Genomic DNA, 22,629 nt, shown 5'->3' on the forward strand with positions numbered 1-22,629 from the left:
TGCCGTCACCCCGTACTTGGATGCATTTTCGGCACACGGATGCGCCTTAAGCGGTCTAAGGAGTATCCGTGTGCCGAAAATGCATCCAAGTACGGGAGGGGGTGGGGCGAGATGGGATCTGGTGTCGAAGTGCGTCAGATGGCGCAGCCATCTGGTCCACAGGCTTCGGCGTCGTTGGTCCCGCTCATGATCAGCGGGTGGCTTTCGGCCCAGGCTTCGTTGAGCGTCTGGCTGAAGACTTCGGGGCTCTGTGCGCCGGAGATGCCGTACTTTCGATCAACAACGAAAAACGGCACGCCCTGAATGCCTAGCGCATGCGCCTCGGCAATGTCTTGATCAACTGCGGCTTCAAAATCCCGCTCGGTGAGTGCGGCGCGAGCTGCCTCGCCGTCTAAACCAAGTTCGACGGCGACCGCAACCAGCGTGTCCAGGTTGCCAATGTCTGTGCCCTGTTCAAAGTGTTGTTTAAGCAGGGTTTCTTTGGCCAGATCTTGCTTGCCGTGCTCGGCGGCAAAGTGGATTAGTTCGTGACCGAGGTGGCTGTTTGCAACGGTGAGGGCGTCATAGTCGAAGGCCAAGCCCTCGCCGGCAGCTTGGTCGAACACGTGGGCAAACATCTGCTTCACCTGTTCTACCGGCATGCCTTTGCGTTGGCTGATGTACTCAACCTCGGTGCCGTCGTAGTGGTTGGGCAAGCTGGGGTCCAGTTGGAAGCTCTTCCATTGCACCTCAACTTGATCCTTATGTGGGAAAGCCGCCAGTGCGGTTTCGAAGCGGCGCTTTCCCATGTAGCACCAAGGGCAAGCGATATCTGACCAGATTTGAATCCTCACGCATTTGGCAACGCCTTCATGCTGCACAGAATTCCCGTGGCCGGTTAGGCCACTTGATAATATGAATTCAACTTATGTCTCCGCTTGACGGCAATCGCGGGGACATAACTCGGGTGACTATTTTGTGGAGTCTCGTTCCTCAAACATCTTCGCGGCGAGCTTCTTCTTGATAAACGGGATCACGTTAACTACTCGCATCCCGGTGCGCATCATCGCGGTGGCGAACCAGCCGGCTAGCCCTGATTTGTAGACCGGATCAGTCGCATTGAAGCGTTCCAGAGATTCTTTAACCCGTTTCCAGGCGTAGCCGTGCATTTGCCGTTCATAATCGGCTACCGCGTCGACGACGGTCATGCCAGCGGCCAGGTTAGCCGCGAGGATCTGGGCGTCCTGTAGCGCAGTATTAGCGCCGACGCCGAGCCCTGGCGTCATGGTGTGCACGGCGTCGCCAATGAGAGTGATGTTACTGCTATCCCAGGGTTCCATTCGCTCAGTGGTGCGGATATTGACCGGAAAACAGGTGTCGGCATCGGCCAGACGGTACATTTCACGCAAGTCGGGGTGCCAGCTTTTAGTGTGTTCCAGAAGGAGCGCGTGAACTGCCGCTCCGTCAAGCTGCATAAAGTTTTCCGGCAAGTTTTTACGGTTTCCACCGAAGCCGAGCATGATGTAGTCCCGAGTGTTGTCGAAAGTTAGGCCGGGCCAGCTTTTGAGTAGCTCGGCGTCGGTGCTTCCGGCACCTGCCTTCGGCGCGCCGTCGGCATCCCAGGGGAACTCCATGACGTGAATGATGGTGCTGTCACCGCCGGGCGCGCTGATCATGTTCACGCCACGGAGCATCTTCGGCTTGAGATACTTTCGTGTTTCATCATTGAGTGGCAACTTTGCGGTGGCGCCGTAGAGCCCAGTGTCTTTCAAAACCGCATGCGGAAGATACTGATTCCGCACCTTGGAACTGGAGCCATCCGCGCCAACCAGCAGATCGGCGGTGGCTTCGGTGCCGTCCGCGAAGATCGCTGTGACGGTTCCGTCCTCATTATTGCGGTATTGGCTGAACTTTTTGTCGAAGTGCACAATGTCTTCAAGCCCGGTGAGCAGTACTTGCCGAAGGGTCATCCGGCTGACGCTGCGCTCAGCGCCCGGATCGTTCGGGTTCGCCTCGTCAAAGCCGCTAATGCTGAGCAGCTCTTTGAGTTGCTCGGTAAACATATTGAAGCGGCCGGGGGCGATGGCCGTTGTGGCTTTGAAAACCTCGAACAGATTGGCGGGCAGCACTTCAGCCAAGGCGTGTGAGCCATCCGGCGAAATGCCCACTCGGAAGCCGAAGAGCCCATCGCTACGCGTGTGATCCCGTTCGTAGACTTCGACGTCGATGGCGGACTTTTTGAGTGATTGTGCCAGGGCGAGCCCGCCAGTGCCGGCACCAATGATGATGACTTTCATGAGAATTCTCCTGTTATGCGACTATTGAAATTAATAGTCGCATAAGGACTAGTGTATTTGCAGCTAGTATACGATTAGCCTATGTCTGAAGCTGCCGCATTCAAACCTTCGCCGCTTGCGCTGGCGATTCTGGGATTGTTAGAAATTGAACCGATGCACCCTTATAAGATCCAGCAGCTCATCAAGCTCTGGGGTAAGGATGAGTTCATCAATGTGGGGCAGCGCGCGAGTCTTTATAAAATGATCGCCAGGCTCAAGGACGCTGGATTGATTGCCGAAGAGCAAACCAGTAGAGACTCTTCGTATCCGGAAAAAACCAGCTACACCGTGACCGCGGCAGGCAGTGCAGCTTCGAAGGCCTGGGTTCTCGAGATGCTCTCAATGCCACGCAATGAGTACCCGGAGTTTCCGGCCGCTTTGTCTTTCATGATGATTTTGAACCCTGGGCAGGTTGCGGAGGCGTTGCGTGCGCGCCGAGTTGCAGTGCAGGGTTTGGTAGAAAAATTCGATCGAAATTTGGCCGCGGTGCACGAGATCCCGGTGGCTGCACGGGCGGCGTTGATCGAAAGCGAATTCGCTCGGGTGTTAGCTGTCGCTGAACGTGACTGGCTCGACGTCGTGATCGCTGACTTTGCTGCTGACAAAATCCTCTGGCCGCAGATCTGACCTTATGTCCCCGACTTGACCGTTAAGCCGGGGACATAGCTCAGGAGACTATTCTGTTGGCAGTGCTTGGCCGGTCTCCAAGAGTGTCTTGAGGCTGGAAAGGATTGGCTGCCAGCCTTGCGAAACTCCGGCGCGCAGCTCACTGTCGGCGGGGAAGCCCGTGTGAATCAAGGTGAGTTTAACGACGTCGCCTTGTTGCTCCAGCTCGAAAGTCGCAGTTGAGCGCTTCTCGGCGGCCATATCGGCCACTTCTTGCGGGTCCGCGTTGATAGCCTTGCCGAACTCTTCGCTCACGGTGTGCCAAGTGAAGCTCAGCCGGTGCGGTTTGTCGGCCACCAAAACGACTTGCTCGGGGTCTGAAATTACGACGCCGGCAACGTGCCAGTCGATGGTAGAATCGACCTTCCAGTCCGAGATTAATTCAATTCCCCAGTACTGCTTGATGAACGCTGGCTCGGTGAGCGCCTGCCAGAGTTTTTCTGGCGTGGTTTTGATGTAGGTGATGTAGACGAAATCTTCGTCGGTGCCGTTGTTATCCATGGGCGATTGCTCCAATGCGGTCTTGAGGTCGGCAAGTGCTTTGGCGCGCTGCCGGTCATATTGACTGAGCCATCGATCGGCGATGGCGTTAATGGGCGCGGCGTTGAGGTAATGGAGTTTCTCGCGGCCGTGTTTTGTGGTGCTGATCAGGTTTGCGGCTGCCAAAATTGCCAAGTGTTTACTGACGGATTGCCGAGTCATCGCTAAGCCAGCACAGAGTTCGCCGAGTGTTTGGCCGTTGCGCCGATTCAAATCGTCAAGCAGCCTGCGCCGACTCGGGTCTGAGAGAGCGCGGAAGACGTAATCCACGAAAATAGAATAGGCAGCCAAATGGTTGCATGTCAAGGATTGCCGCTCGACGTCGAAACTTATGTCCCTTGCTAGTGCTCTGGGTGGGGACATGCCTACTTATGTCCCCACCCAGAGCACTAAACGGGGACATAAGTAGGCACGTGAAAGGGCACCCCCGCTGAGCAGGGATGCCCTTTCACATGTGGCCTACGCGTCTGGCCCGGATTTCGGGCTGTCTGAGGCGGCGACGACGACGGTCGGCCAAGTGTTGTGTGTCGACTTAAGCTGCGCTCAACTCCGATTCACGTGCCTCGTGCAAGAACCGAGCGTAGGCCGGAACCGTCAGGAAGGTGGGGAAAGCCTCACCTAAGGCGACCTCTTCGAAGATCTCCCGGGCGTCGTCGAACCTGTCACCTTCGGTGCGCTCCAACTTGCCGAACTCTTAGTCGGTCAGCTCACGCACCCAGTTTTCCGAGATAATCTCGCCCTGATCAGTGATGGCCTCGGCGTAGATCCACTGCCAGATTTGCGAGCGCGAGATCTCTGCGGTGGCAGCGTCTTCCATCAGGTTATGGATCGCAGCCGCACCATTTCCACACAACCAAGACTCGATGTACCGAATACCCACCTCAATGTTCATTCGGATGCCGGATTCGGTGATTGAGCCCTCGGTCGCGGTGACATTCAGCAGCGCCTTGTCATCGGGAACCACGTCTTCACGCAGCTTGTCGATCTGATTCGCGCGCTCGCCCAGAACGCCGTTGAAAACCTCCATAGCCACCGGAACCAAATCCGGGTGCGCTACCCAGGAGCCATCAAAGCCATCAGTTGCTTCACGAGTCTTATCCGCACGAACCTTGCCGAACGCGATTTCATTAGCTTCGGGATCCCGGCGATTCGGAATGAAAGCAGCCATACTGCCAATGGCCATCGCGCCACGTCGGTGACAAGCCCGAACAAGCTGCTCGGTGTAAGCCCGCATGAATGGCGCCGTCATGGTGATCTCATTGCGGTCCGGCAACACGAAGCGTGGGCCACGGGTGCGGAAGTTCTTGATCACGGAGAATAGGTAATCCCAGCGGCCCGCGTTCAAACCCGAGGCGTGATCGCGCAGTTCGTACAGAATCTCTTCCATCTCGAAGGCTGCGGTAATGGTTTCGATCAGTACGGTAGCTCGGATGGTGCCCTGCGGAATGCCGAGAAAATCCTGCGCCAAAATGAAGATGTCGTTCCACAACCGGGCTTCCAGATGGTTTTCAATCTTCGGCAAGTAGAAGTAAGGACCCTTCCCCTGCGCAATGAGCCGCTTGGCGTTGTGGAAGAAGTAGAGACCAAAATCGACCAGTCCACCCGCGATTGGTTTGTTGTTGATCAGCATGTGCTTTTCCGGCAAGTGCCAGCCGCGCGGCCGAACCACGATCGTCGGATTCTCGGCGCCGAGTTTGTACTCTATTACTCACGCCGTTGGCCGTTGAGGTGAAATCGATGCGGCGTTCCAGCGCGTCGATCAAGTTGATCTGGCCTTGGATGACGTTTCGCCAGCTGGGCGTTGAGGAATCTTCCATGTCTGCAAGCCAGACTTTCGCGCCAGAGTTCAGCGCGTTGATGGTCATCTTGCGGTCAACCGGCCCAGTGATTTCAACTCGACGATCTACTAGAACTGGTGCTGGCGGAGCAACTCGCCAATTCGGATCTTCGCGGATGGTGGAAGTTTCGCGCAGGAAACGCGGGTCCACGCCATTGCCGATTTGCTGACGGCGGGTCTGCCGATCCTGCAAGAGCTCCTGGCGTCGGCCAGAGGTGGCCCGATGCAGCGCCGCGATGAAATCCAAGGCCTCAGGGGTCAGGATTTCTTCTTGACGGTGGATGGGTTGGGCAGTCAACGTAATGCCGTTGAAGGTGATTCCGTTCAGGCTGTTCGTCGAGTTCATGATGGTTCTCCAAGTCTGCGGTACCGAACGCTGCACCACTTTTGGTCGTTATGAGGGCTCTATAGCGACCAAAAGTGGTGCAGCGTTTGCGGGTGTTAGTGGAATTGCTGGGCTTCAGTTGAGCCAGCCAAGGCGAGCGTGCTGCCGCTGGGGTTCAGGGCGGCCGCGACCAGATCGAAGTAGCCAGTGCCCACTTCGCGTTGGTGCTTGGTTGCGGTGTAGCCGCGGTCTTCGGAGGCGAATTCTTTTTCTTGCAATTCGACGTAAGCACTCATGCCATCACGGGCGTAACCGTGAGCCAAGTCAAACATTGAGTAATTCAGGGCGTGGAAGCCAGCCAGGGTAATGAACTGGAACTTGAAGCCCATTGCGCCGAGCTCCCGCTGGAACTTCGCGATCGTGGCGTCGTCCAAATGCTTCTTCCAGTTGAACGACGGTGAGCAGTTGTAAGCCAGCATCTGATCCGCGTACGGGGCATAAGCCTTGGCCATTGCAATACACGGTTCAATGCCGTTGCGTACTTTGTAGAAACCCTCGGCAGTGCGCTCGCCGGTGGTGAACTCTTGGTCACGCTCGTCGACGTCGGCCGCGAGCCGGGCCGCGTTGAGCGTGCGGACGTGCTGCTGGTTGGGAATGAGCACCTTGCCACCCAAGTGACCGCACTTCTTTTCCGAGGCGAGCTGATCTTCCCAGTGCACGCCCGAAGCGCCAGCTTGGATCATTGACTTCATCAGTTCGTAAGCGTTGAGCGGGCCGCCAAAGCCAGCTTCGGCGTCGGCCACGATCGGGACCAGCCAATCTTCAACGGACTGCTTGCCTTCGGAGAATTCAATCTGATCCGCGCGAAGTAGTGCGTTGTTGATCCGACGAACCACGGTGGGAACTGAGTTCACCGGGTAGAGCGACTGGTCCGGGTACGTGTTGCCGGAAGTGTTTGCATCAGCAGCAACCTGCCAGCCGGAGAGGTAAATGGCTTTGAGTCCGGCCTTGACCTGTTGTGCGGCCTGGTTGCCGGTCAGTGCGCCAAGTGAGTTAGTGTAGCCTTCCGGGCCGGCATTGCGCAGTTGATCCCAGAGCTTCTCTGATCCGCGGCGGGCTAGTGTGGCCTCTTCTTGCACGCGTCCGGCGAGCTTGACGGCGTCGGCTGCCGAGTAATCGCGCTGCACGCCTTCCCAACGGGGATTGGCTGCCCACTCCAGCTCCAGCGCCTCTGCTGTTTTCTGCTGATTCTCCTACATGATGTCTTGCTCCTTGATTGGGCCTCCCGGAAGTGATTCCGAGCTGAACTTCTGTTGTTTCTCTTTCCAGTTCTTACTTTTCACCTATTTCAAGGCACTTTCTAGAAAATATTCCGGAAAGATTTGCGTTTCTTCACGTATTCATCAAGAAATCACGAGTCCAACGTGGCAAAGGCCCGCTCCTGGCACAGAGCGTGCGGCTAGTAACGACGAAATCGATGTAATTAGCCTTGGTAGGCGGGTGCGTCACTTACGCAAAAGTGCCAATATGACGCTCGATGACTTGGGCCTCATGGTGGATGCGGCACCGTCCCAGCTGAGCATGATCGAAAACGGTAAACGCGAGCCGAAACTGAGCTTGTTGAATTCGCTCGCGAAGTCACTGGGCGTCAGCATTGAACAGCTGCTTGGCTCCGAGCCGCCAAGCCGTCGAGCTGCATTAGAAATTGAGCTGGAACGCGCGCAGCGTGGAGCGCTCTATGAGTCGCTTGGACTGCCCAAGGTCCGCGTATCTTCGCGGCTTTCGATGGATGCGTTAGAGGCGTTAGTTGGCCTACAAGCTGAGCTGGAACGTCGGCTAAACGAGCAGGTCGCTACCCCCGAGGAGGCGCGTCGAGCAAACACCGCACTGCGGTTGCAAATGCGCGAGCGGAACAACTATTTTGGCGAGTACGAAGCCGAGGCTGCGAAGGTACTTTCCGGCGTCGGCTATTCGGGTGGACCGCTGTCTCAACACGTGATTGCGGACATCGCAAACCACCTCGGATTCACACTTCATCACGTGTCTGATTTACCGCATTCAACCCGCAGCGTCACCGATTTGAAGAATCACCGAATTGATCTAACCCAGTCCGGGCGTAGCGAACACGACCCCCGTTCAGTGCTGCTGCAAGCTCTGGGGCACTATGTTTTGGGGCACCAAACACCAACTAGCTACGGTGAATTTCTTTCGCAGCGAGTGGCGACTAACTATTTCGCGGCGGCCTTGTTGCTGCCAGAAAAGCAGACCGTGGAATTTCTACAGCGCGCCAAGGCGGCCAAGAGCATCGCGGTAGAAGATGTCCGGGATGCCTTTGCCGTGTCTTATGAAACAGCGGCGCACCGTTTCACCAATCTCGCCACCGAGCATTTGGGCATCCTGACGCATTTTCAGAAGGTGCATGAGAGTGGCATCGTCTACAAGGCTTATGAGAACGACGGCGTAACTTTCCCTACCGATCACACTGGCGCCATCGAAGGTCAGCCGATCTGTAAATACTGGACTTCGCGCGAAGTGTTTGACGTGAGCGATAAGTTCAGCGCCTACAACCAGTACACGGATACGCCGGCCGGCACTTACTGGTGCACTGCTCGGACTGAGCGTTCAACCGGCGGCGAATTCTCACTCAGCATTGGCGTGCCCTACGCGCATGTGAAGTGGTTTCGTGGCCGGGATACCCAAGAGCGGTCGAAGTCACGTTGCCCGGATGAGTCCTGCTGTAAACGACCACCAGCCGCGCTAGCGGGGGAGCGGAGCGGCAATGCTTGGCCCAGTGCTCGTGCGCATTCGCATCTACTCGCCGCGATGCCGCCCGGCGTCTTCCCCGGCGTTGACGAAACCGAGGTGTACTCGTTCTTAGCCGCGCACGCTCCGGAAGCTGGGCCGGCGTCGTAACTCATTTCGCCCCCGATATTGGATTGAGCCGCTGAAATTTCTCCGGCTCAATCCAATATCAGTGGCGAATTCGTGGCCGATTAGCCGAGGTGAGCATCAAGGCGCCCCAACTGATGTTGAACACCGCGATGGCGATCTGAAAGTAGAGCGGGGCAGCACCTGGCGAGTTAATCTGCATCCAGTCATTGAGAGCGTGCACAAAGGCTAACGGCCAGATTGAATTGAGCAAGAACCTTCCCGCGCCCCAACAAAATCCAGCCGCGCCGGCGGTAAATACCTGCCACAGTGCGTCCTCAAGGCTGCTGCCAAAAAGTAGCCAATTGCCCAGATGCCCCAGGCCGAAGACCGCAGCCAGCACAATCGCGGCCTTCCACCGCCCAGCTGGCTCAGCCGCAGCCAGACCTACGCCTCGGCCGGCTAACTCTTCAGAGATTCCGACGGCGACTAGCGCACCAGCGCTGCTGAGCAAAAGTTCCGGCGTGCCAGCGATACCGGGAACTCCGTTGGTGCTGATCAAACCGTAGCTGAGGTCCACCGCGACTAAGGGAGCAAGCCACCAATAGCGCCGAAGGCTCCCCAGTCCGAGTGCAGAACGTGGCAGCAATCTGAGCCATGCACCAATACCCAGCACCACGGCCGCCCCCACCGCGTTAACCAGCAGCGCGCCTAGGCCTGGAAACCAGGCAGGACTCGAAAACGGCACTGAGCCTAATCCGTACACCACCAGCTGCCAACTCACCATGATCGCGGCACCAAGTAGCAAGGGATGCTTGCTGGCTAGGGATGGAGCCGTCGTCTGCTTCACACGCTAACGGTATCTTGACGGTTGCTTGCTTGGACGTGAAAAGGCCCTTGCGCTGCGAAATCGGTGTACAAATATGCCGACGTTGCAGCCCAAAGGCCTTTCCGGATCAAGCCTGAGCGTGGTTTAGATGAAAGCGCTGATCCCGGTGATGTTCTTGCCGACGATCAGGGTGTTCATTTCCCGCGAGCCCTCGAAGGAGTAAATGGCTTCGGCATCAGAGAACAGCTTGGCGATTTCGTAGTCCAGCACAATCCCGTTACCGCCAAAAAGATCGCGGCCGTAGGCGACAGTTTCACGCATCTTTGAGGTGCAGAATGCCTTCGCCAAGGCAGCCTGCTCCGGAGTGTCACGCAGCTCTTCGCTCAGCTGGGCCAACCGGGTCACCATGCCGAACATCGCCGAGATATTACCCAACATTTTGACCAGCAGATCTTGGATCATTTGGAAAGAGGCAATGGGCTTACCAAACTGAACGCGAGTGGTTGCGTAATCCCGGGCCAGTTCATAAGCGCGAATCGAGACACCAAGTGCCTGCCAAGCTACGCCGCCGCGAGTAGCGCGCAGCACCTCAGCGGTGTCGCGGAAGCTATTGATATTCTGCAGCCGATTTGCCTCGGGTACTCGAACGTTGTCAAAGCTCAGATCCGCATTCTGCACGGTACACAGCGCAATCTTTCCCTCGATCTTTGCCGAGCTGAATCCGGGCATATCCTTCTCAACCACAAAGCCCTTCACTTGGTTGTCAGCCTCGTCGCGAGCCCACACGATCGCTAGATCGGCAAAGGTGCCGTTACCAATCCAACGCTTGGCGCCGTTAATGATCCAGGTGTCACCCTCACGGCGCGCGGTGGTACGCATGCCGCCAGAAACATCCGAGCCACCTTCAGGCTCAGTCAAGGCGAAAGCACCGATCTTCTTCCAAGCGATCATGTCCGGCAGCCAGCGCTGGCGTTGCTCCTCATCGCCGCCACCGAAGATTGAGCCCATCGCCAAGCCGGTGTGTACACCGGAGAATACTGCCAGTGACGGGTCCATCCGGTTGAGCTCGATGCTCAAGAAACCGGTCATCAGGGCGCGGCGTTGTTTTCCGGCGGAGGCGAAGCCGGGGAACTGGTCATCGGCCAGATTTAGTTCGGCGAATTTTTCGATGACCTCAAAGGGGAACTCGGTCTTATCCCAGGCATCCTGGGTCAGCGGCTTGATCTCCTTAGTGAGGAATTCTCGGATTCGGACGAGTTCGCTGCGCTCTTCATCGGTGAGCAACTCTTCGAAGCCGAAGTAGTCGGGATTGGTATTTGCTGGTCTTGCCATGGGTATCACGTGCTTTCTTGAATCGAAAAGATTAGTTGTTTACTGCCGCGTTGACGGCTAGCTGCTTGCGATCGCGTTCCGCGGTGAGGCTTGCGTAGGCTTCTGGGCCGGCGCCATAGGTGCGCTCGACGTCGGCAATAAGACGCTCGACGTCGGCCTCGGTTACGCCAGAATCGCCACCGGTGAGGTTCGCGCCGAGGTGCTCAAACATGTGCCGAATGCCGCCGGGCCCGCCACCCAGGTGATAGCTTTCGAACGGCCCGATGGTTGCCCAGCGTGCGCCGAGCGAAGCTTTCATCGCTGTGTCGAGTTCTTCGACCGAGACCACGCCTTGCAAAACCAGGCTAAAAGCTTCTTTGAGCACTACTGCCTGTAGACGATTGGCGACAAAACCCTGGATCTCCTTGTGCTCGCGGACCGGAACTTTGCCCAGCTCGCGGTAGAAGTCGATCGCCAATACGGTCGAGGCTTTCAGCAGTGCGCTCGCCAGGCACAATCTCCACCAGCGGCATTAGCTGTGGTGGGTTGAAGGGGTGCGCAATCAGCATCCGGGCGGCAGCTTCGTCGTCAAGCTTTTCGGCGATGAGCGTGGCCACAATGCCGGAGCTAGAGGAGGCAAGTAGCGCGTGGGCTGGCGCTGCGGCAGCGATGTCGGCAAAGAGTTGCTGCTTGAATTCAAGCCTTTCCGGGCCACTTTCCTGCACCAGGTCAGCATTTGCCACAGCGTCAGCTAAGGACGAGGAGATCGTTATTTTGGCGAGCAGCTTTTCAGCCGTGCTGCCCAATGAGGCGGCAAGCTCCGGCATCGAGTCGCGGACGACGTCGGCCAGAATCGGGCCGGGGATCACTCACCGTGACGTCTAGACCGGCGTTAGCGAAGAGCGCCGTCCACGATAGTCCGATGGTGCCAGCACCAACGACCGCAATATTATTAATGCTCATTTTGATGATCCTTGCGAGTTGTTGGCCAGGTAGTCGAAGACCGGAACCGCCGAGGCCAGGGTTAGATCGGTATTGATGTGGCTTGCTGAAACAATTTACAGCACTGGAAGGTCCGCGAGTGGAGCCAATACATGCTGGAATAATTGCAATCTAGCCGGGCCGGTGTACGCCTCTTTAACCGTGATGTTGCTGATCTCAGTGCGGACGAGTTTGGCCGAAAGTTGGCTGCCATCCAAGTCCGGGATGATCTTAAGCATGAAGGTTGGCACGGTGATCTGTGCCTTAGCTTCTTCGAAATCCAAGGGGCGGAACTTGTAGCCCATGGTCGCGGTGGCAACTCGGACGGAACCGTAGTCCAGCGTGCCTAGCAATGCGCCGTTGTCGACCGTCAGTGCAGGACTACCCATCACTTTGGGGTAGGCGTTCACTTCGCGACCCGCTGCGGTGGCGGCAAAGTTGTCTAAATACATGGCGTGTAGGTACTCGCCTTTTTCGCCGTTGAAGGAGACTTGAATCGCTTGCCCGGCTTCAACGTACGGCCCATACGCGGTGGCGTCGCCCATTTTCATAATTTCGAATCGAACCAGCGGTTCGTCAATTTCTAACGGCTCCGGAACGACGGCGCGCAAGGCTGCAGCATCCGTTCGGTAAACAATATTGAGGTACTCGCGATTAGTGAATCGGGAGCCAACCGCGGGATAGGCCGGGCTGCTTAGCGGCGTGGTGATCTGTTGACGTACTTCTGAGATTTTCATTGCGTTTCCGTTCCACTATTTCCCAAGCCATTGCGGGGCGCGGCGCTCGGTGAAGGCTTGGATGCCTTCGGCGACGTCAGCGGACTTCATGAGCTTATTGATTTGCGCGGCTTGCGCGGCGAATGCTTCCGGTTCCGGTTGGGAATCGGCAATTCTGGTGACTTCTTTGACCGCAGCCAAGGCTAGCGGAGCGTTTTGAGCCACGACGGCGGCCAGCTCCAGTGCGGCGGCTAGCGCTTGACCTGCAGGGGCAACGCGATTGGCTAGACCTAGCTCGTGAGCGCGAGCTGCATCAATGCCAGCACCGGTGAGGAGTATTTCCATCGCCAAGTGATGCGGGATTCGTTTGGGCAACCGGATCACACCGCCGCCACCTGCGATCAGGCCGCGGGTTACTTCTGGTAAGCCGAGCGTTGCGCCTTCGGCGGCGACAATCAAATCGCAATTGAGTGCAATTTCCAGGCCTCCGCCAAGCGCATAGCCTTCGATAGCTGCGATGAGTGGCTTGCTAACCTTCGCCTCGACGAAGCCAGCGAAGCCCTTACCCGGTACGCTGACGGTTTCGCCCGCAGCAGCTGCACGCAGATCCATGCCAGCGCAGAAAGTTCCGTTTGCCCCGGTCACGACGCCGACGCGCAGCTCGGCGTCGTTTTCCAGCTGATCTAGTGCGGCTACCAGTCCAAGGGCGACCTCGCCGTTGACAGCGTTGCGTGCCTTGGGCCGGTTGATGGTGATCACTAGCGTGTTGCCAACAACTTCGGTCAGAACTACTTCCGTCGTGGCTTCTGCTGTATTGCTCATGCCAGGGCTCCTGCCAATTCTTCGGTCTGTAGCAATGCCTTTTCCGCTGCGAGTTCGGTGAGTACTTCTTCGGTGTCAGCACCAGGCAAGGGGACGTGTCGGCGGATCGACGCCGGCGTGGCGGAGAACTGCATTGGAACGCCGATCATCCGGATCGGGCCTTCACTGGGATGTTCGGCAACGTCGAGCAAATGTCAGCCCTGGACGTATTCGTCGTCCATCGCATCATCGAGTCGAAGCACCGGACCAAAGGGGATGCTCTTGCTAAGGCAAACCTCGGCCCACTCTTCAGCGCTCAGCAGCGGAACTACCTCATCTAAGAGTGCGGAAAGGTCGTTGCCATCGGCGCGAACATCGATGAATTCGTTGTTGACGCGCGGATCGGCAGCTAGCTCAGGGCGACCAGCGGCCACAAACAGATCGCGGAAGTTCTGCGGTCCGTAAGGGATGACCATCACCAGGCCGCCGTCTTTCGTCGGGCGAGCGTAGTGGCCCTTCATGAGCGAGTTGGGGAATCCGGTCTGGCTCAATGCGGGGACGAAGGCTTGGCCCTGCAAGTGCTCGACCAGGTTGAAAGCAAGCATAGTGTCTGTCATTGGCACTTCTACTTTTTGGCCTTGACCAGTTTTTTGTTGATGGACCAAAGCTGCCATTGCGCTGTAGGCCATGGTCAGACCGGAAACTTTGTCTGCCAAGATGGTGGGCAGCACCGCCGGTTTTTCAATGTCGGCAGCTCGTTGAGCGATATCCAGCAAACCAGAAGCGGCCTGTACGGTCTCGTCGTAAGCGGCCAGTCCAGCGCGATCGGAATCTGGTCGAAAGCCCTGGGCGTGTACGTAAATCAGTTTCGGGAATTTTGCACTCAGGCTCTCGTAATCCATGCCTAGGCGACGCAGCGCATCGATGCGCATAGTGGAAATCAGAATATCCGCGGAACCGATTAGATCCATTGCGGCGGCATGGCCTTCCTAAGACTTGAGGTTCAGGGCGATGCTGCGCTTGTTCCGGTTGACGTTCAAATGCAGCGAAGTCATTCCCGGCGTCTTGGTGAACAGACCTGAGCGGATGGTGTCGTTGGGCGACTCGATTTTGATCACGTCGGCGCCTAGGTCGCCAAGGACCTGCGCTGCGTATGGTCCCATCACTACGGTCGCCATGTCGACGACGCGAATTCCTGCCAGCGGACCAGCATTAGTGCTGGAAAGTGTGGCAACTTTTTGGTCGGGCATTAGTACAATCCTCACAGTAGCTAAATCGAATTAATGTTTCATATTCGATGGGTCGCTTTCTTTGGGCTCGTTTTCCATAGTAGTTCGCCCAGGCAATCAAAATCCAGTTAGTTTTGACACCATTGCGCGGACACTATTATGACCACAGTGTTCATGGTAAATATCCCCTAGATTTAGGGGTTTATGGACTATTTTTAGTGGGATTCGGCAAAGGCTTCTCGGAGCGCAGTAATTAGTTCGAACAGGTCACTACCTTCTTCGGCGCGGTCTGTTCGCCAAATTATTCCGGTTGCCAATTCTGGGTTGAAATCGCTAAAAGGAAGGGCAATGACTTCTTCCGCATTGCGTGAATTTGCGGAAATATCTTGATCCAAAATGGTCAATGAAAAGGAATTACCGTTCGAAACAACTTCGGCCGGGCTGGCAAAATCTCCGGAGCTAAGGACCGCGCGCTTGTGCACACCAGCGGCCGACATTCGCACTTCTAGCTGATCGTAATAGGTTGGCTGGGTTCCCTTAGCAGTCTTGATATAGGTGAAATCAACCAGATCGGTCAAAGACACTGAATCTCTTCCAATAAACTGGCGCGCCGGTAATACTGCGCCGAGTTCCTCGCGAAAAATTTCGTGGCTTGAGATTCCCGGCATCTGCGCAGGTAAATGCACCAGCGCGAAGGCGAATTTGCCCTGATGCACCGCCGTAAGCAGCTCCCGGCTGCCGGCAGACCAGCGATTGAGTTGGTAGTGATCCGCTACCTGAAGGCCAAAATCTGCCAAGGTGCTACGGATCGATGGATGTAGCCAGGGTGCAACGCCAATGCAATAGGAAATCTGCTCTGGGTTGGCGGCGCTATTGAGTCGCAGTGGGATGTCATCGAATTTTCGGATCACTTCTTGAGCGAGCGGCAGCAGTGCAGCGCCACTCGCGCTCAGGCTCACACTGCGCGAATCTCGTTCGAAGAGCACCGTGCCTAATTCTCGTTCAAGGTCGCGAACTCGTTGGCTCAGCGGTGAGGTGGCCATATGCAGAGTACGCGCAGCCTTGGAGAAACTTAGCTGCTCGGCAACAGCTACGAAGTATCGCAAATGAAAGAGTTCCATCAAGGGAAACAGTACCTGGCCAAACTGGGCCAAGCTGATTGCTTACTAATCGTGACCCTAGAGTGATCGCCTTGCGGGTTTCGCCGGGCCTATGGTGTTAGTACGTTAGCTAATCTGTTGAGAGAAGAACGCGATGCGATTTCAAACAACGATTCCGACGATAGCGGTGGTCGCGGTGCTGTGGCTGCTGCTGAGTGGTTGCGGAAGCCAGCCGCCCAGTTCGAGCCGCGCGGCCGACGTCGAGCGGATTGTGGTGAGCCCAGATCAGGCGAAAGAGGCGGTACTGCAGGTCTCGCAGGCCGCGCTCACCCTGGGCGTAAAGCTTGCCGCGGAGGCCGGAAACGATGCGGTAGTCTCACCAGCCAGTGCGCTGATTGCGCTGAGTATGCTCCGTGAGGGTGCCTCAGAAGAGGGTGCGCAAGAGATGGATTCGGTGCTTGGTTGGGGCTCGGACCGGCAGCGCGGTATCAACGCGGTGTTGGCTGAACTGCAAAAGTACGACGGCGATCCCGCCTCAGTAGATAAGGCTAATCCGCCAGAAAAGCCGGCGGCAAAAACTAGCAATGGCATCTTCGTGCAAAAATCGGCTCCGATTGGCCCGGGCTTTTTGACGGTGCTGGCAAAGCACTACGGTACCGGGGTCTACCCGGTCAATTTCGCTGGTGATGCAAAAGACAAGATCAACGCCTGGGTCAAAGAAAACATCGGCGGACTCATTGAGAAAGCGCCGTTGGAAAGCTCAGCAGACACAAAATTGAGCCTGCTGAACGCGCTATTTTTTGCTGCTCGTTGGCAGCAACCGTTTAATCCAGAGTCAACTTTGGATGCACCATTTCATGCGGCCTCCTGGCAGCTCAACGTGCCGATGATGCACGCCACTCAGAAGCTGACCTATGCCGAGGGGCCCGGCTGGCAGGCCATTGATTTGCCCTACGGCCGATGCTTCGTGATGCGACTCTATCTGCCTGCGGCAGAAGGCAAACCGCTACCAGGCGCTGCGCAGCTGGCCGCCGTCGGAAGCTCCTTGAGCTCGGCGCAAAAGCAACTCATTGGGCTGGGTTTGCCCAGCTGGGACAAGATGTCGAATTTGGATTTGATGGAACCGCTGCGCAAGATTGGCCTACGCAAGACCTTCGACGACGGCGGTTTTGACGCGATTCTGCCTGGCGCTCTGATCGGTGGTGCTGCACAAACGGCCGTGGTCAACGTTGCCGAAAAGGGCACCGTCGCGGCTGCCTTGACGCAAATTAACGTTGAAACTTCGGTCGATTTGGTCACGGAGACACCACGTCAACTGGATTTTGATCGGCCGTTTAGCTATCAAATCATCCAGCTAGAAACTGGATTGCCACTATTCCTAGGCGTCGTGGATAACCCGAAGGCTTAAAGCAAAACGTCCCCGGGTTGCGATGCCAAGTGGCTTCGCGTCCCGGGGACGTTTTTAGCGAACTAGCTTGAAACTAGCGGCTGGTTTAGAACGGCCAGAGCGAATACATCTGCAGCTTCGAGGTGGCGCTCGCGCCATTGGAGTCCGTTACCACTACCGGGTAACTGCCGGATTTGGTGGTGAATGGTACCCAAACGAAGGCGTAAGCCTTGCCGTCTTTGCCAACCTTCTGGCTGCCGACAGTTTTTCCGTCGAGGGTGAAGGTTGCAGTGCTATCCGGAGTTAGTCCGGAAGCGCTTGCGAAGGTGAAGCCGCCCGCAAAGGTCCAGGGCAGCGTCAACGACAGCTTCGTCACGCCTACTGAAACCGGCACAACTTCAGCCTTCTTGCCGCCGTCGCCCTTTGCGCTTAGATCGCCAGTCGCGTTCTGCAGGTGCAGGAAGAGCGCTTTAGCGTCTTTTGCTCCTGGGCCGGCATGGATGTTCAAGCCAGAATCCGGCTTATCGAAGAACAACTGACTTGCAGTGCCATCTTCGAACCATAGCGCGGGGTTAACCGGGTCGTATTGTTTCGGCTCGGTCTGGTCAACCGGAACCAAAAGGCCGTCTTTTGCCTTGTAGTTCGAGTAGGTCGCTACCCGGTAGGTGAACGGTGCGGCCTTGGTCACATCGAGACCCAGCGCAGCGGCTTGAACTGGCAAGACCATCACATTGGTATCCATGGTGTTCGAATCCAAAGCGCCGTTCAGACCATTGAGCGGACGCGGGTTACCCACTGCGTTGAGCTTGCCGTCAGCCTTGACAAACGAGCCATTTGGCAAAGCATGAATCGCTCCGGTGTGTCCGGAGGGTTTCTCAGACGATGAGCCTGTCGGCGGCTGCCGTGCTCTGGTAGTGATTGTAGTAGTGGTTTTCTAGCTCTACTGGTGGGATGTCTCCGCAGTACTGGTAGAGCCTTCGGTGGTTGTACCAATCGGCCCATTCAGCGGTGCCGATTTCGACTTCTTCTAGAGTCCGCCAGGGCTTGCCGGGTTTGATCAGCTCGGTCTTATAAAGCCCGTTGATGGTTTCCGCCAAGGCGTTGTCGTAACTATCACCCACAGAACCGATCGAGGGGCGGATACCGGCCTGGGCCAGGCGTTCGGTGAAGGCCAAGGAGGCGTATTGAGCCCCGGCATCGTGATGATGAATCACCCCGGAAATCTCAGCCCCGGCCCGTTCACGACTCCAGATTGCCTGATTAACTGCGTTGAGCACTAGCACGGTGTTCATAGAAGCACTCGCTGACCAGCCCAGGATCCTCCGAGAGTAAGCATCGATCACGAAGGCAACATAGACCCACCCGGACCAGGTCGAAACATAGGTGAAATCATCTACCCATAGCCGATCCGGTGCCGTTGGTGTGAAATCACGGCGGACCAAGTCCTTCGCTCGGGCCGCCTTCGAGTCTTTGATCGTGGTGCGTTTGACCTTGCCACGGACCACACCCTGTATGCCAAGTAACCCCATGAGCCGTTCTACCGTGCACCTGGCCACCGGCACACCTTCACGGTTCATCGCCAACCAGACTTTCCTGGTGCCGTAAACCCCATAATTAGCGGCATACACCTTCTGGATCACGGGCTTGAGCACCTCATCACGTTGTTCTCGGTGAGATCGTGTTTTATCCACCCATTCGTAGTACGTGGACGGGGTGGTCTTCACCCCGTCCCAGTAAGCACCTGGCAGATCGACTCGACACCCCACCGCAATCCATTATTCTCGCGGTGACCGGCATGGTCCTTGATGTATTTCACGATCAGTGTTGTGGCGGTCGAGTTCGACCGCGAAAAAAGCTGAAGCACTCCGAAGGATCGCGTTCGCCCGTTTCAGCTCAGCGTTCTCACGCCGTAACCGTTTCAGCTCGGCCGATTCCGTGCTCGTTGTTCCAGTTCTAGTACCAACATCGATCTCGGCTTGCCGGACCCATTTACGCACCGTTTCCGGCACACCCACACCCAAAAGCTGGGCAACTTTTTGCATCGCCGCCCACTCCGAAGATGCACCCTCCATCTCCGCCACCATGCGCACCGTATGATCCTTCAACTCCTGCGGATACCGTGTCGTAGTTTTCCCTGCCATGTCCTGATCCTCTCAAACAAGAAAGTCTCCGGACACGCCGGGGCGATTCATTGTGCCGCAGTCTTGGCCGCAAGCCCACTGGATTGAGTCGCGTTATAGACGTTGACCGAACCGCTCTCGATGGTCGCTGGTTTTATTTTGTCGGTAGGGCAATCGACGGCAGCCGTTGCGCTGACTGGTATCAACTTACTCAGACCAAAGCCGATGCCGGCAGCGAGCAGCCCGCCAACAAGTACCGCCGATGCCAAGAAGATCAAAAATTTTCCGGTGCCCCCTGACTGCTCGTCATAGTCGCTTGCCCGCATGGTTCGGCACCGCCATTTGGTGCAGTTTTGATTTCTTCGTTGAAAGGGCTGATTGAGCCAAGCATCTGCCCGGCGGCGGCGATCGCATCTTTAGCACTGTTACCGTCGCCCTGGACCGCGCCGACAAAAATGACATCGAGGCCCTCAACCACAGCGCGTGCAACGAAGAGGAAGACGCCGCCAGCCTGCGGAGTGGTCCCGGTTTTCAAGCCGATAAGACCGTGTTGGCCCAGTAGATTATTGGTGTTGACCAACTTGCCCATGGTTCCGCCGTCGACTGCGGCAAGACCAAGAATGTCTGCAATGACCGGGTTTCGCATCGCTGCGGCGGCTAGGACGGCGAGGTCGGTGGCGGTGCTTTGCGTGGACGGATCGTATCCGCTCGCATCGATGCCGATGGTGGTTTTGGTCAGTCCCAGCTCACGAATGAAATCTTGTGCCGATTGTCGGTAGTCCTCTAACGATCCGAAAGACCAACGGGCAAGTGAGTCAGCTAAGTTATTAGCGGAAGGTAGCAGCATTGCTTCCAGAATCTGATGCTGGCTAATCTCCATGCCCTCGTAGACCGGCACTACCGTGCCGTTTGCCTCACGATAAGCTTCGTAACTTTTGACGTCTATACGTCCCAGCTTGATCGTGGGCCCGTCATCGCCAATTTTGAGTGGATTTTCCTTCAGCACGGTGAGGGCCGTGATGATCTTTGCCGTGCTGGCGGTCGGGGCCGGTTGCTGGGCAGGCTGGTTAGTCAGCGGGGTTTTACCGTCAACCAACATGATGCTCGCGGGCGATTGTGGCCAATTGACGCTATAGCCCGCCACCGGATCACTAGTGACCGTTGGGCCTATGGTGGCGGTGGCACAAGCAGTGACGAGCAGGATAATTGAGGTGGCGGCTAAGAGTAGTTTCGCCCAGAATCTGAACATGCATCCAGGCTATGAAGCCGATGTCCTGGTTTAGCTGCGGCTATGTCACCGTCGTGCTACAGCTGTGAATCTGTTCTGCTGCGAACCGGCAGCTCGACGATGAAAACGGTAGCACCCGGCGTGCTTTGCACCGTGATATTGCCGCCCAACAGCGCACAGTTTTCCGCGACTAGCGCGAGGCCCAAGCCAGTGCCGTCCGCGCTGCGCGAGGAATCAGCCTTGAAGAACCGATCGAAGATATGCAGCTGATCTTCGGCGGGAATTCCAGGGCCGGCGTCCTGCACCTCGAGCTGAAAAATATCGTTAACAATCCGGGCATCAACCACCACCGGCGCTGAACCATGCTTTAGCGCGTTAGCCACCAAATTGCCCACGATCACATCCCAACGCCTCGGATCTGTCATGATCTGCAGCGGTTCGGTGGCTTTGAGCGTGACGGTCTCCGGCCAGTGGCGTGCGGCGGTTAGGTCCAAGAACCGCGCGGTCGCATCGAAGGGCGCTACTTGAACTGAGGCATGCCCGGCATCGAAGCGTGAAATTTCCAAAAGATCATCAGTTAATTTGGCCAATCGCCGGGCTGAGGAGCTGGTCAGTCTGGCGGCTTCACGGGCATCTGCCCTGGAAGCTGCCGGATTCTCTAGCACCTCGGCAGAGGCCACCATGGCCGCGAGTGGGGTGCGTAACTCGTGTGAGACATCGGCAACGAAGCGGCGTGCCCTGGATTCGGACTCAGTGAGCTCAGACATCGTCGTGCAGTTGTGCCGAGGTCGTATTGAAGCTCTCGATCAAGCCACCCAGTTCGCTAATGCCCTTGGACGTTAGCGGTGCGGCTTCGCCGGTGCTGCCAAGATCCTGAACCGCGAGCCGCAACGACTTTACTGGTCGAACTAGCTGGCGGGCCAGAATCACGCCAACAGCGGCAGCGCCGATGCCGACGACGACGGTCAGCCAGATGGCTGAGCTGGTCAGCGAGTCCAGTTGAGCCTGTTGGCTGTAGAGCGAGGAAGAAGAGAATGAGGACAACGTCAATAACTGCGCCGTCGACGTTGCCAGAGTGGAGTTCAGCTGGCAATAAATCTGGCTGCGTAATTCGAATTGACTTGGTCTGCGCGATGATGAAATTCGGGACGCCAGCTTCCTGGGTTCGAATATATATATTGTGGGCCGAACTGTTGTTTGTCTTTGTCAATGGTGTTCAGGAAATCCGCCGGAATATTGGCAGGACCGGCGTAATCAGTGCTGTCTCCGGTGCTGGCGATGCGCAATGTCAGCCCTGGACTGCTCTGCAGCCCGCCCAGCAGTAAACCTGCTATTTCGCGGCCGGTGGCGGGGCCAGAGGGGGCAAAGAACGTGCCTATATCGAGTTGTGCTGGGAGTTTCTCAAAATTGGTCTTGAAGTTGGCGAAGAGGCGGTCTTGTTCAGCCCGAAGAATGTTGTCGCGAGATGACCAAAACAACACAGCGCCAGTTGCCGCCGCAGAGATCATCGCGATGAGGGCAAACCCGGCCGCCAACCTGACACCGAGGGTGCCAAGCAGCCTGCGGAACTTCATCATTTTTGCTGATCGAATCGATACCCAAAGCCGCGCACGGTCACCACGATCTGCGGGTTCGACGGATCATCTTCGTTTTTGCTGCGCAACCGCTGAATCGAAGCGTCAACCATCCGCGAGTCAAGAAGGTATTCCGCACCCCAGACCGAGCGTAGTAACTGTTCCCGGCTACGGACCTGGCCAGGGTGTTGTAACAACTCCAGCAACAGCCTAATTTCAGTCGGTGATAGTGGCAGTGGCGCATTATTTTTACTGACCGACAAGGCGCTACGGTCGATGCGCAACGCACCATTGATCACGACGTCGGCCTTGTCTGCTGCTTCGCCCTCAAAGTTGTTGCGGCGCAACACGGCGAGAATTCGGGCATCCAAAATGGCTGGATCCACTGGTTTGACCACATAGTCGTCGGCACCAGCCTCTAGCCCCACCACGATGTCCGCATCGTCGCTGCGGGCAGTCATCATAATGATCGGCACCAGGCTCGTTTGTCGGATTGCTCGGCAAACGCTGAAACCGTCGAGGTCCGGCAACATCAAATCGAGCACGATCAGTTCAGGTGGATTTTGACTCCGCGCGGCGATGACTCCTTCAGCACCCAAAAAACAGCCTTCAACCTGGGGCCCACGTTGCGACAATGCCAACTTGAATGCGGCATTGATATTCGGGTCGTCCTCGACGATCAGGATCTTTGCCATCGTGCTCCCTCCGAGCGCGCTGCCCCGATGGCGCAACCCTTTGGCTCCCAAGGCTAATGCAGCCTCATGCGGCTCTCCAAGTGCGATTCCTGTTTCAGCCGGAAGTC

At 56.8% G+C, this 22,629-nt stretch carries 23 protein-coding genes and 3 pseudogenes; 3 read left to right on the forward strand and 23 right to left on the reverse strand.

All coding sequences use genetic code 11. From position 1 onward, the window contains the following. Positions 1–134: 134 nt before the first annotated feature. Both RSAL33209_RS00700 and RSAL33209_RS00705 read right to left on the reverse strand, forming a co-directional pair. Positions 135–833 (reverse strand): DsbA family oxidoreductase, encoded by a 699-nt coding sequence (locus tag RSAL33209_RS00700; protein ID WP_041684915.1) that lies wholly within the window; start codon positions 831–833, stop codon positions 135–137. A 117-nt stretch (positions 834–950) separates the two neighbouring features. Next, the gene (locus RSAL33209_RS00705) at positions 951–2,276 is read right to left on the reverse strand and encodes an FAD-dependent oxidoreductase (protein ID WP_012243630.1); all 1,326 of its coding nucleotides are present in this window, start codon (positions 2,274–2,276) and stop codon (positions 951–953) included. Positions 2,277–2,357: 81 nt separating this feature from the next. Here RSAL33209_RS00705 and RSAL33209_RS00710 point away from each other — a divergent pair, with 81 nt between their 5' ends. After that, entirely contained in the window at positions 2,358–2,942 is a 585-nt protein-coding gene (locus RSAL33209_RS00710; protein WP_012243631.1) for a PadR family transcriptional regulator, read from the forward strand. A gap of 48 nt (positions 2,943–2,990) precedes the next feature. Here RSAL33209_RS00710 and RSAL33209_RS00715 read toward each other — a convergent pair whose 3' ends face one another. The 3 genes and pseudogenes from RSAL33209_RS00715 to aceA all read right to left on the reverse strand — a co-directional run bounded on the left by RSAL33209_RS00715 (position 2,991) and on the right by aceA (position 6,909). After that, positions 2,991–3,791 carry an ArsR/SmtB family transcription factor gene (locus RSAL33209_RS00715; RefSeq protein WP_041684916.1) on the reverse strand — a complete coding sequence of 267 codons (801 nt, stop codon included), beginning with the start codon at positions 3,789–3,791 and terminating at the stop codon, positions 2,991–2,993. A gap of 262 nt (positions 3,792–4,053) precedes the next feature. Beyond that, positions 4,054–5,704 (reverse strand): annotated as a pseudogene (gene aceB / locus RSAL33209_RS00720) (malate synthase A). A 95-nt stretch (positions 5,705–5,799) separates the two neighbouring features. Continuing rightward, a complete protein-coding gene (aceA, locus tag RSAL33209_RS00725) occupies positions 5,800–6,909 on the reverse strand; it encodes an isocitrate lyase (RefSeq protein ID WP_049758741.1) in 1,110 nt (369 codons plus the stop codon). A gap of 301 nt (positions 6,910–7,210) precedes the next feature. On the opposite strand from aceA, the gene RSAL33209_RS00730 reads away from it, so the two are divergent. After that, on the forward strand, positions 7,211–8,596 hold the full coding sequence (locus RSAL33209_RS00730) for a helix-turn-helix domain-containing protein (protein ID WP_411740979.1): 1,386 nt from the start codon (positions 7,211–7,213) through the stop codon (positions 8,594–8,596). Between the two features lie 58 nt (positions 8,597–8,654). On the opposite strand, the gene RSAL33209_RS00735 is transcribed toward RSAL33209_RS00730, so the two are convergent. The 10 genes and pseudogenes from RSAL33209_RS00735 to RSAL33209_RS00765 all read right to left on the reverse strand — a co-directional run bounded on the left by RSAL33209_RS00735 (position 8,655) and on the right by RSAL33209_RS00765 (position 15,572). After that, positions 8,655–9,401 (reverse strand): CPBP family intramembrane glutamic endopeptidase, encoded by a 747-nt coding sequence (locus tag RSAL33209_RS00735; protein ID WP_012243639.1) that lies wholly within the window; start codon positions 9,399–9,401, stop codon positions 8,655–8,657. A gap of 123 nt (positions 9,402–9,524) precedes the next feature. Continuing rightward, positions 9,525–10,712 (reverse strand): acyl-CoA dehydrogenase family protein, encoded by a 1,188-nt coding sequence (locus RSAL33209_RS00740; RefSeq protein WP_041684256.1) that lies wholly within the window; start codon positions 10,710–10,712, stop codon positions 9,525–9,527. Between the two features lie 31 nt (positions 10,713–10,743). Next, positions 10,744–11,076 carry a 3-hydroxyacyl-CoA dehydrogenase family protein gene (locus RSAL33209_RS17915; RefSeq protein WP_199533185.1) on the reverse strand — a complete coding sequence of 111 codons (333 nt, stop codon included), beginning with the start codon at positions 11,074–11,076 and terminating at the stop codon, positions 10,744–10,746. Then, positions 11,057–11,434, reverse strand: a complete 378-nt coding sequence (locus tag RSAL33209_RS19085) for a 3-hydroxyacyl-CoA dehydrogenase NAD-binding domain-containing protein (protein ID WP_267895918.1) — start codon at positions 11,432–11,434, stop codon at positions 11,057–11,059. Before RSAL33209_RS19085 ends, RSAL33209_RS17915 begins: the two co-directional genes overlap by 20 nt. 46 nt (positions 11,435–11,480) lie before the next feature. Next, positions 11,481–11,654, reverse strand: a complete 174-nt coding sequence (locus RSAL33209_RS19090; RefSeq protein ID WP_012243643.1) for a 3-hydroxyacyl-CoA dehydrogenase NAD-binding domain-containing protein — start codon at positions 11,652–11,654, stop codon at positions 11,481–11,483. A gap of 95 nt (positions 11,655–11,749) precedes the next feature. Then, entirely contained in the window at positions 11,750–12,409 is a 660-nt protein-coding gene (locus RSAL33209_RS00750) for an acetoacetate decarboxylase (RefSeq protein ID WP_012243644.1), read from the reverse strand. 15 nt (positions 12,410–12,424) lie between these two features. Continuing rightward, positions 12,425–13,210: a crotonase/enoyl-CoA hydratase family protein gene (locus RSAL33209_RS00755; RefSeq protein ID WP_012243645.1), complete on the reverse strand. Its 786-nt coding sequence runs from the start codon at positions 13,208–13,210 to the stop codon at positions 12,425–12,427. Continuing rightward, positions 13,207–13,359: a hypothetical protein gene (locus RSAL33209_RS17930; RefSeq protein WP_199533187.1), complete on the reverse strand. Its 153-nt coding sequence runs from the start codon at positions 13,357–13,359 to the stop codon at positions 13,207–13,209. Before RSAL33209_RS17930 ends, RSAL33209_RS00755 begins: the two co-directional genes overlap by 4 nt. A 45-nt stretch (positions 13,360–13,404) precedes the next feature. Further along, positions 13,405–14,439 (reverse strand): annotated as a pseudogene (locus RSAL33209_RS17935) (CaiB/BaiF CoA transferase family protein). Between the two features lie 194 nt (positions 14,440–14,633). After that, on the reverse strand, positions 14,634–15,572 hold the full coding sequence (locus RSAL33209_RS00765; RefSeq protein ID WP_012243649.1) for a LysR family transcriptional regulator: 939 nt from the start codon (positions 15,570–15,572) through the stop codon (positions 14,634–14,636). A gap of 100 nt (positions 15,573–15,672) precedes the next feature. Between RSAL33209_RS00765 and RSAL33209_RS00770 the strand changes: the two genes are divergently transcribed. Then, positions 15,673–16,926 (forward strand): serpin family protein, encoded by a 1,254-nt coding sequence (locus RSAL33209_RS00770; RefSeq protein WP_012243650.1) that lies wholly within the window; start codon positions 15,673–15,675, stop codon positions 16,924–16,926. Between the two features lie 85 nt (positions 16,927–17,011). On the opposite strand, the gene RSAL33209_RS00775 is transcribed toward RSAL33209_RS00770, so the two are convergent. The 8 genes and pseudogenes from RSAL33209_RS00775 to RSAL33209_RS00810 all read right to left on the reverse strand — a co-directional run bounded on the left by RSAL33209_RS00775 (position 17,012) and on the right by RSAL33209_RS00810 (position 22,522). After that, positions 17,012–17,746, reverse strand: a complete 735-nt coding sequence (locus tag RSAL33209_RS00775) for a hypothetical protein (protein WP_012243651.1) — start codon at positions 17,744–17,746, stop codon at positions 17,012–17,014. A gap of 34 nt (positions 17,747–17,780) precedes the next feature. Then, positions 17,781–19,046 (reverse strand): annotated as a pseudogene (locus tag RSAL33209_RS16765) (IS3 family transposase). A 47-nt stretch (positions 19,047–19,093) separates the two neighbouring features. Continuing rightward, positions 19,094–19,303 (reverse strand): hypothetical protein, encoded by a 210-nt coding sequence (locus RSAL33209_RS00790; protein WP_012243654.1) that lies wholly within the window; start codon positions 19,301–19,303, stop codon positions 19,094–19,096. Continuing rightward, the gene (locus RSAL33209_RS00795; RefSeq protein ID WP_012243655.1) at positions 19,300–20,274 is read right to left on the reverse strand and encodes a D-alanyl-D-alanine carboxypeptidase family protein; all 975 of its coding nucleotides are present in this window, start codon (positions 20,272–20,274) and stop codon (positions 19,300–19,302) included. The genes RSAL33209_RS00790 and RSAL33209_RS00795 overlap by 4 nt, the downstream gene beginning before the upstream one ends. 56 nt (positions 20,275–20,330) lie before the next feature. Beyond that, positions 20,331–21,020, reverse strand: coding sequence for a sensor histidine kinase (locus RSAL33209_RS00800; protein ID WP_012243656.1), 690 nt, complete (start codon positions 21,018–21,020; stop codon positions 20,331–20,333). Further along, positions 21,013–21,297 carry a HAMP domain-containing protein gene (locus RSAL33209_RS15725; RefSeq protein ID WP_049758742.1) on the reverse strand — a complete coding sequence of 95 codons (285 nt, stop codon included), beginning with the start codon at positions 21,295–21,297 and terminating at the stop codon, positions 21,013–21,015. Before RSAL33209_RS15725 ends, RSAL33209_RS00800 begins: the two co-directional genes overlap by 8 nt. A 38-nt stretch (positions 21,298–21,335) precedes the next feature. Continuing rightward, entirely contained in the window at positions 21,336–21,830 is a 495-nt protein-coding gene (locus RSAL33209_RS00805; protein ID WP_012243658.1) for a hypothetical protein, read from the reverse strand. Next, positions 21,827–22,522 (reverse strand): response regulator transcription factor, encoded by a 696-nt coding sequence (locus tag RSAL33209_RS00810; protein ID WP_041684261.1) that lies wholly within the window; start codon positions 22,520–22,522, stop codon positions 21,827–21,829. The genes RSAL33209_RS00805 and RSAL33209_RS00810 overlap by 4 nt, the downstream gene beginning before the upstream one ends. Positions 22,523–22,629: the final 107 nt, after the last annotated feature.

It is taken from the genome of Renibacterium salmoninarum ATCC 33209, assembly GCF_000018885.1.
GTDB lineage: Bacteria > Actinomycetota > Actinomycetes > Actinomycetales > Micrococcaceae > Renibacterium > Renibacterium salmoninarum.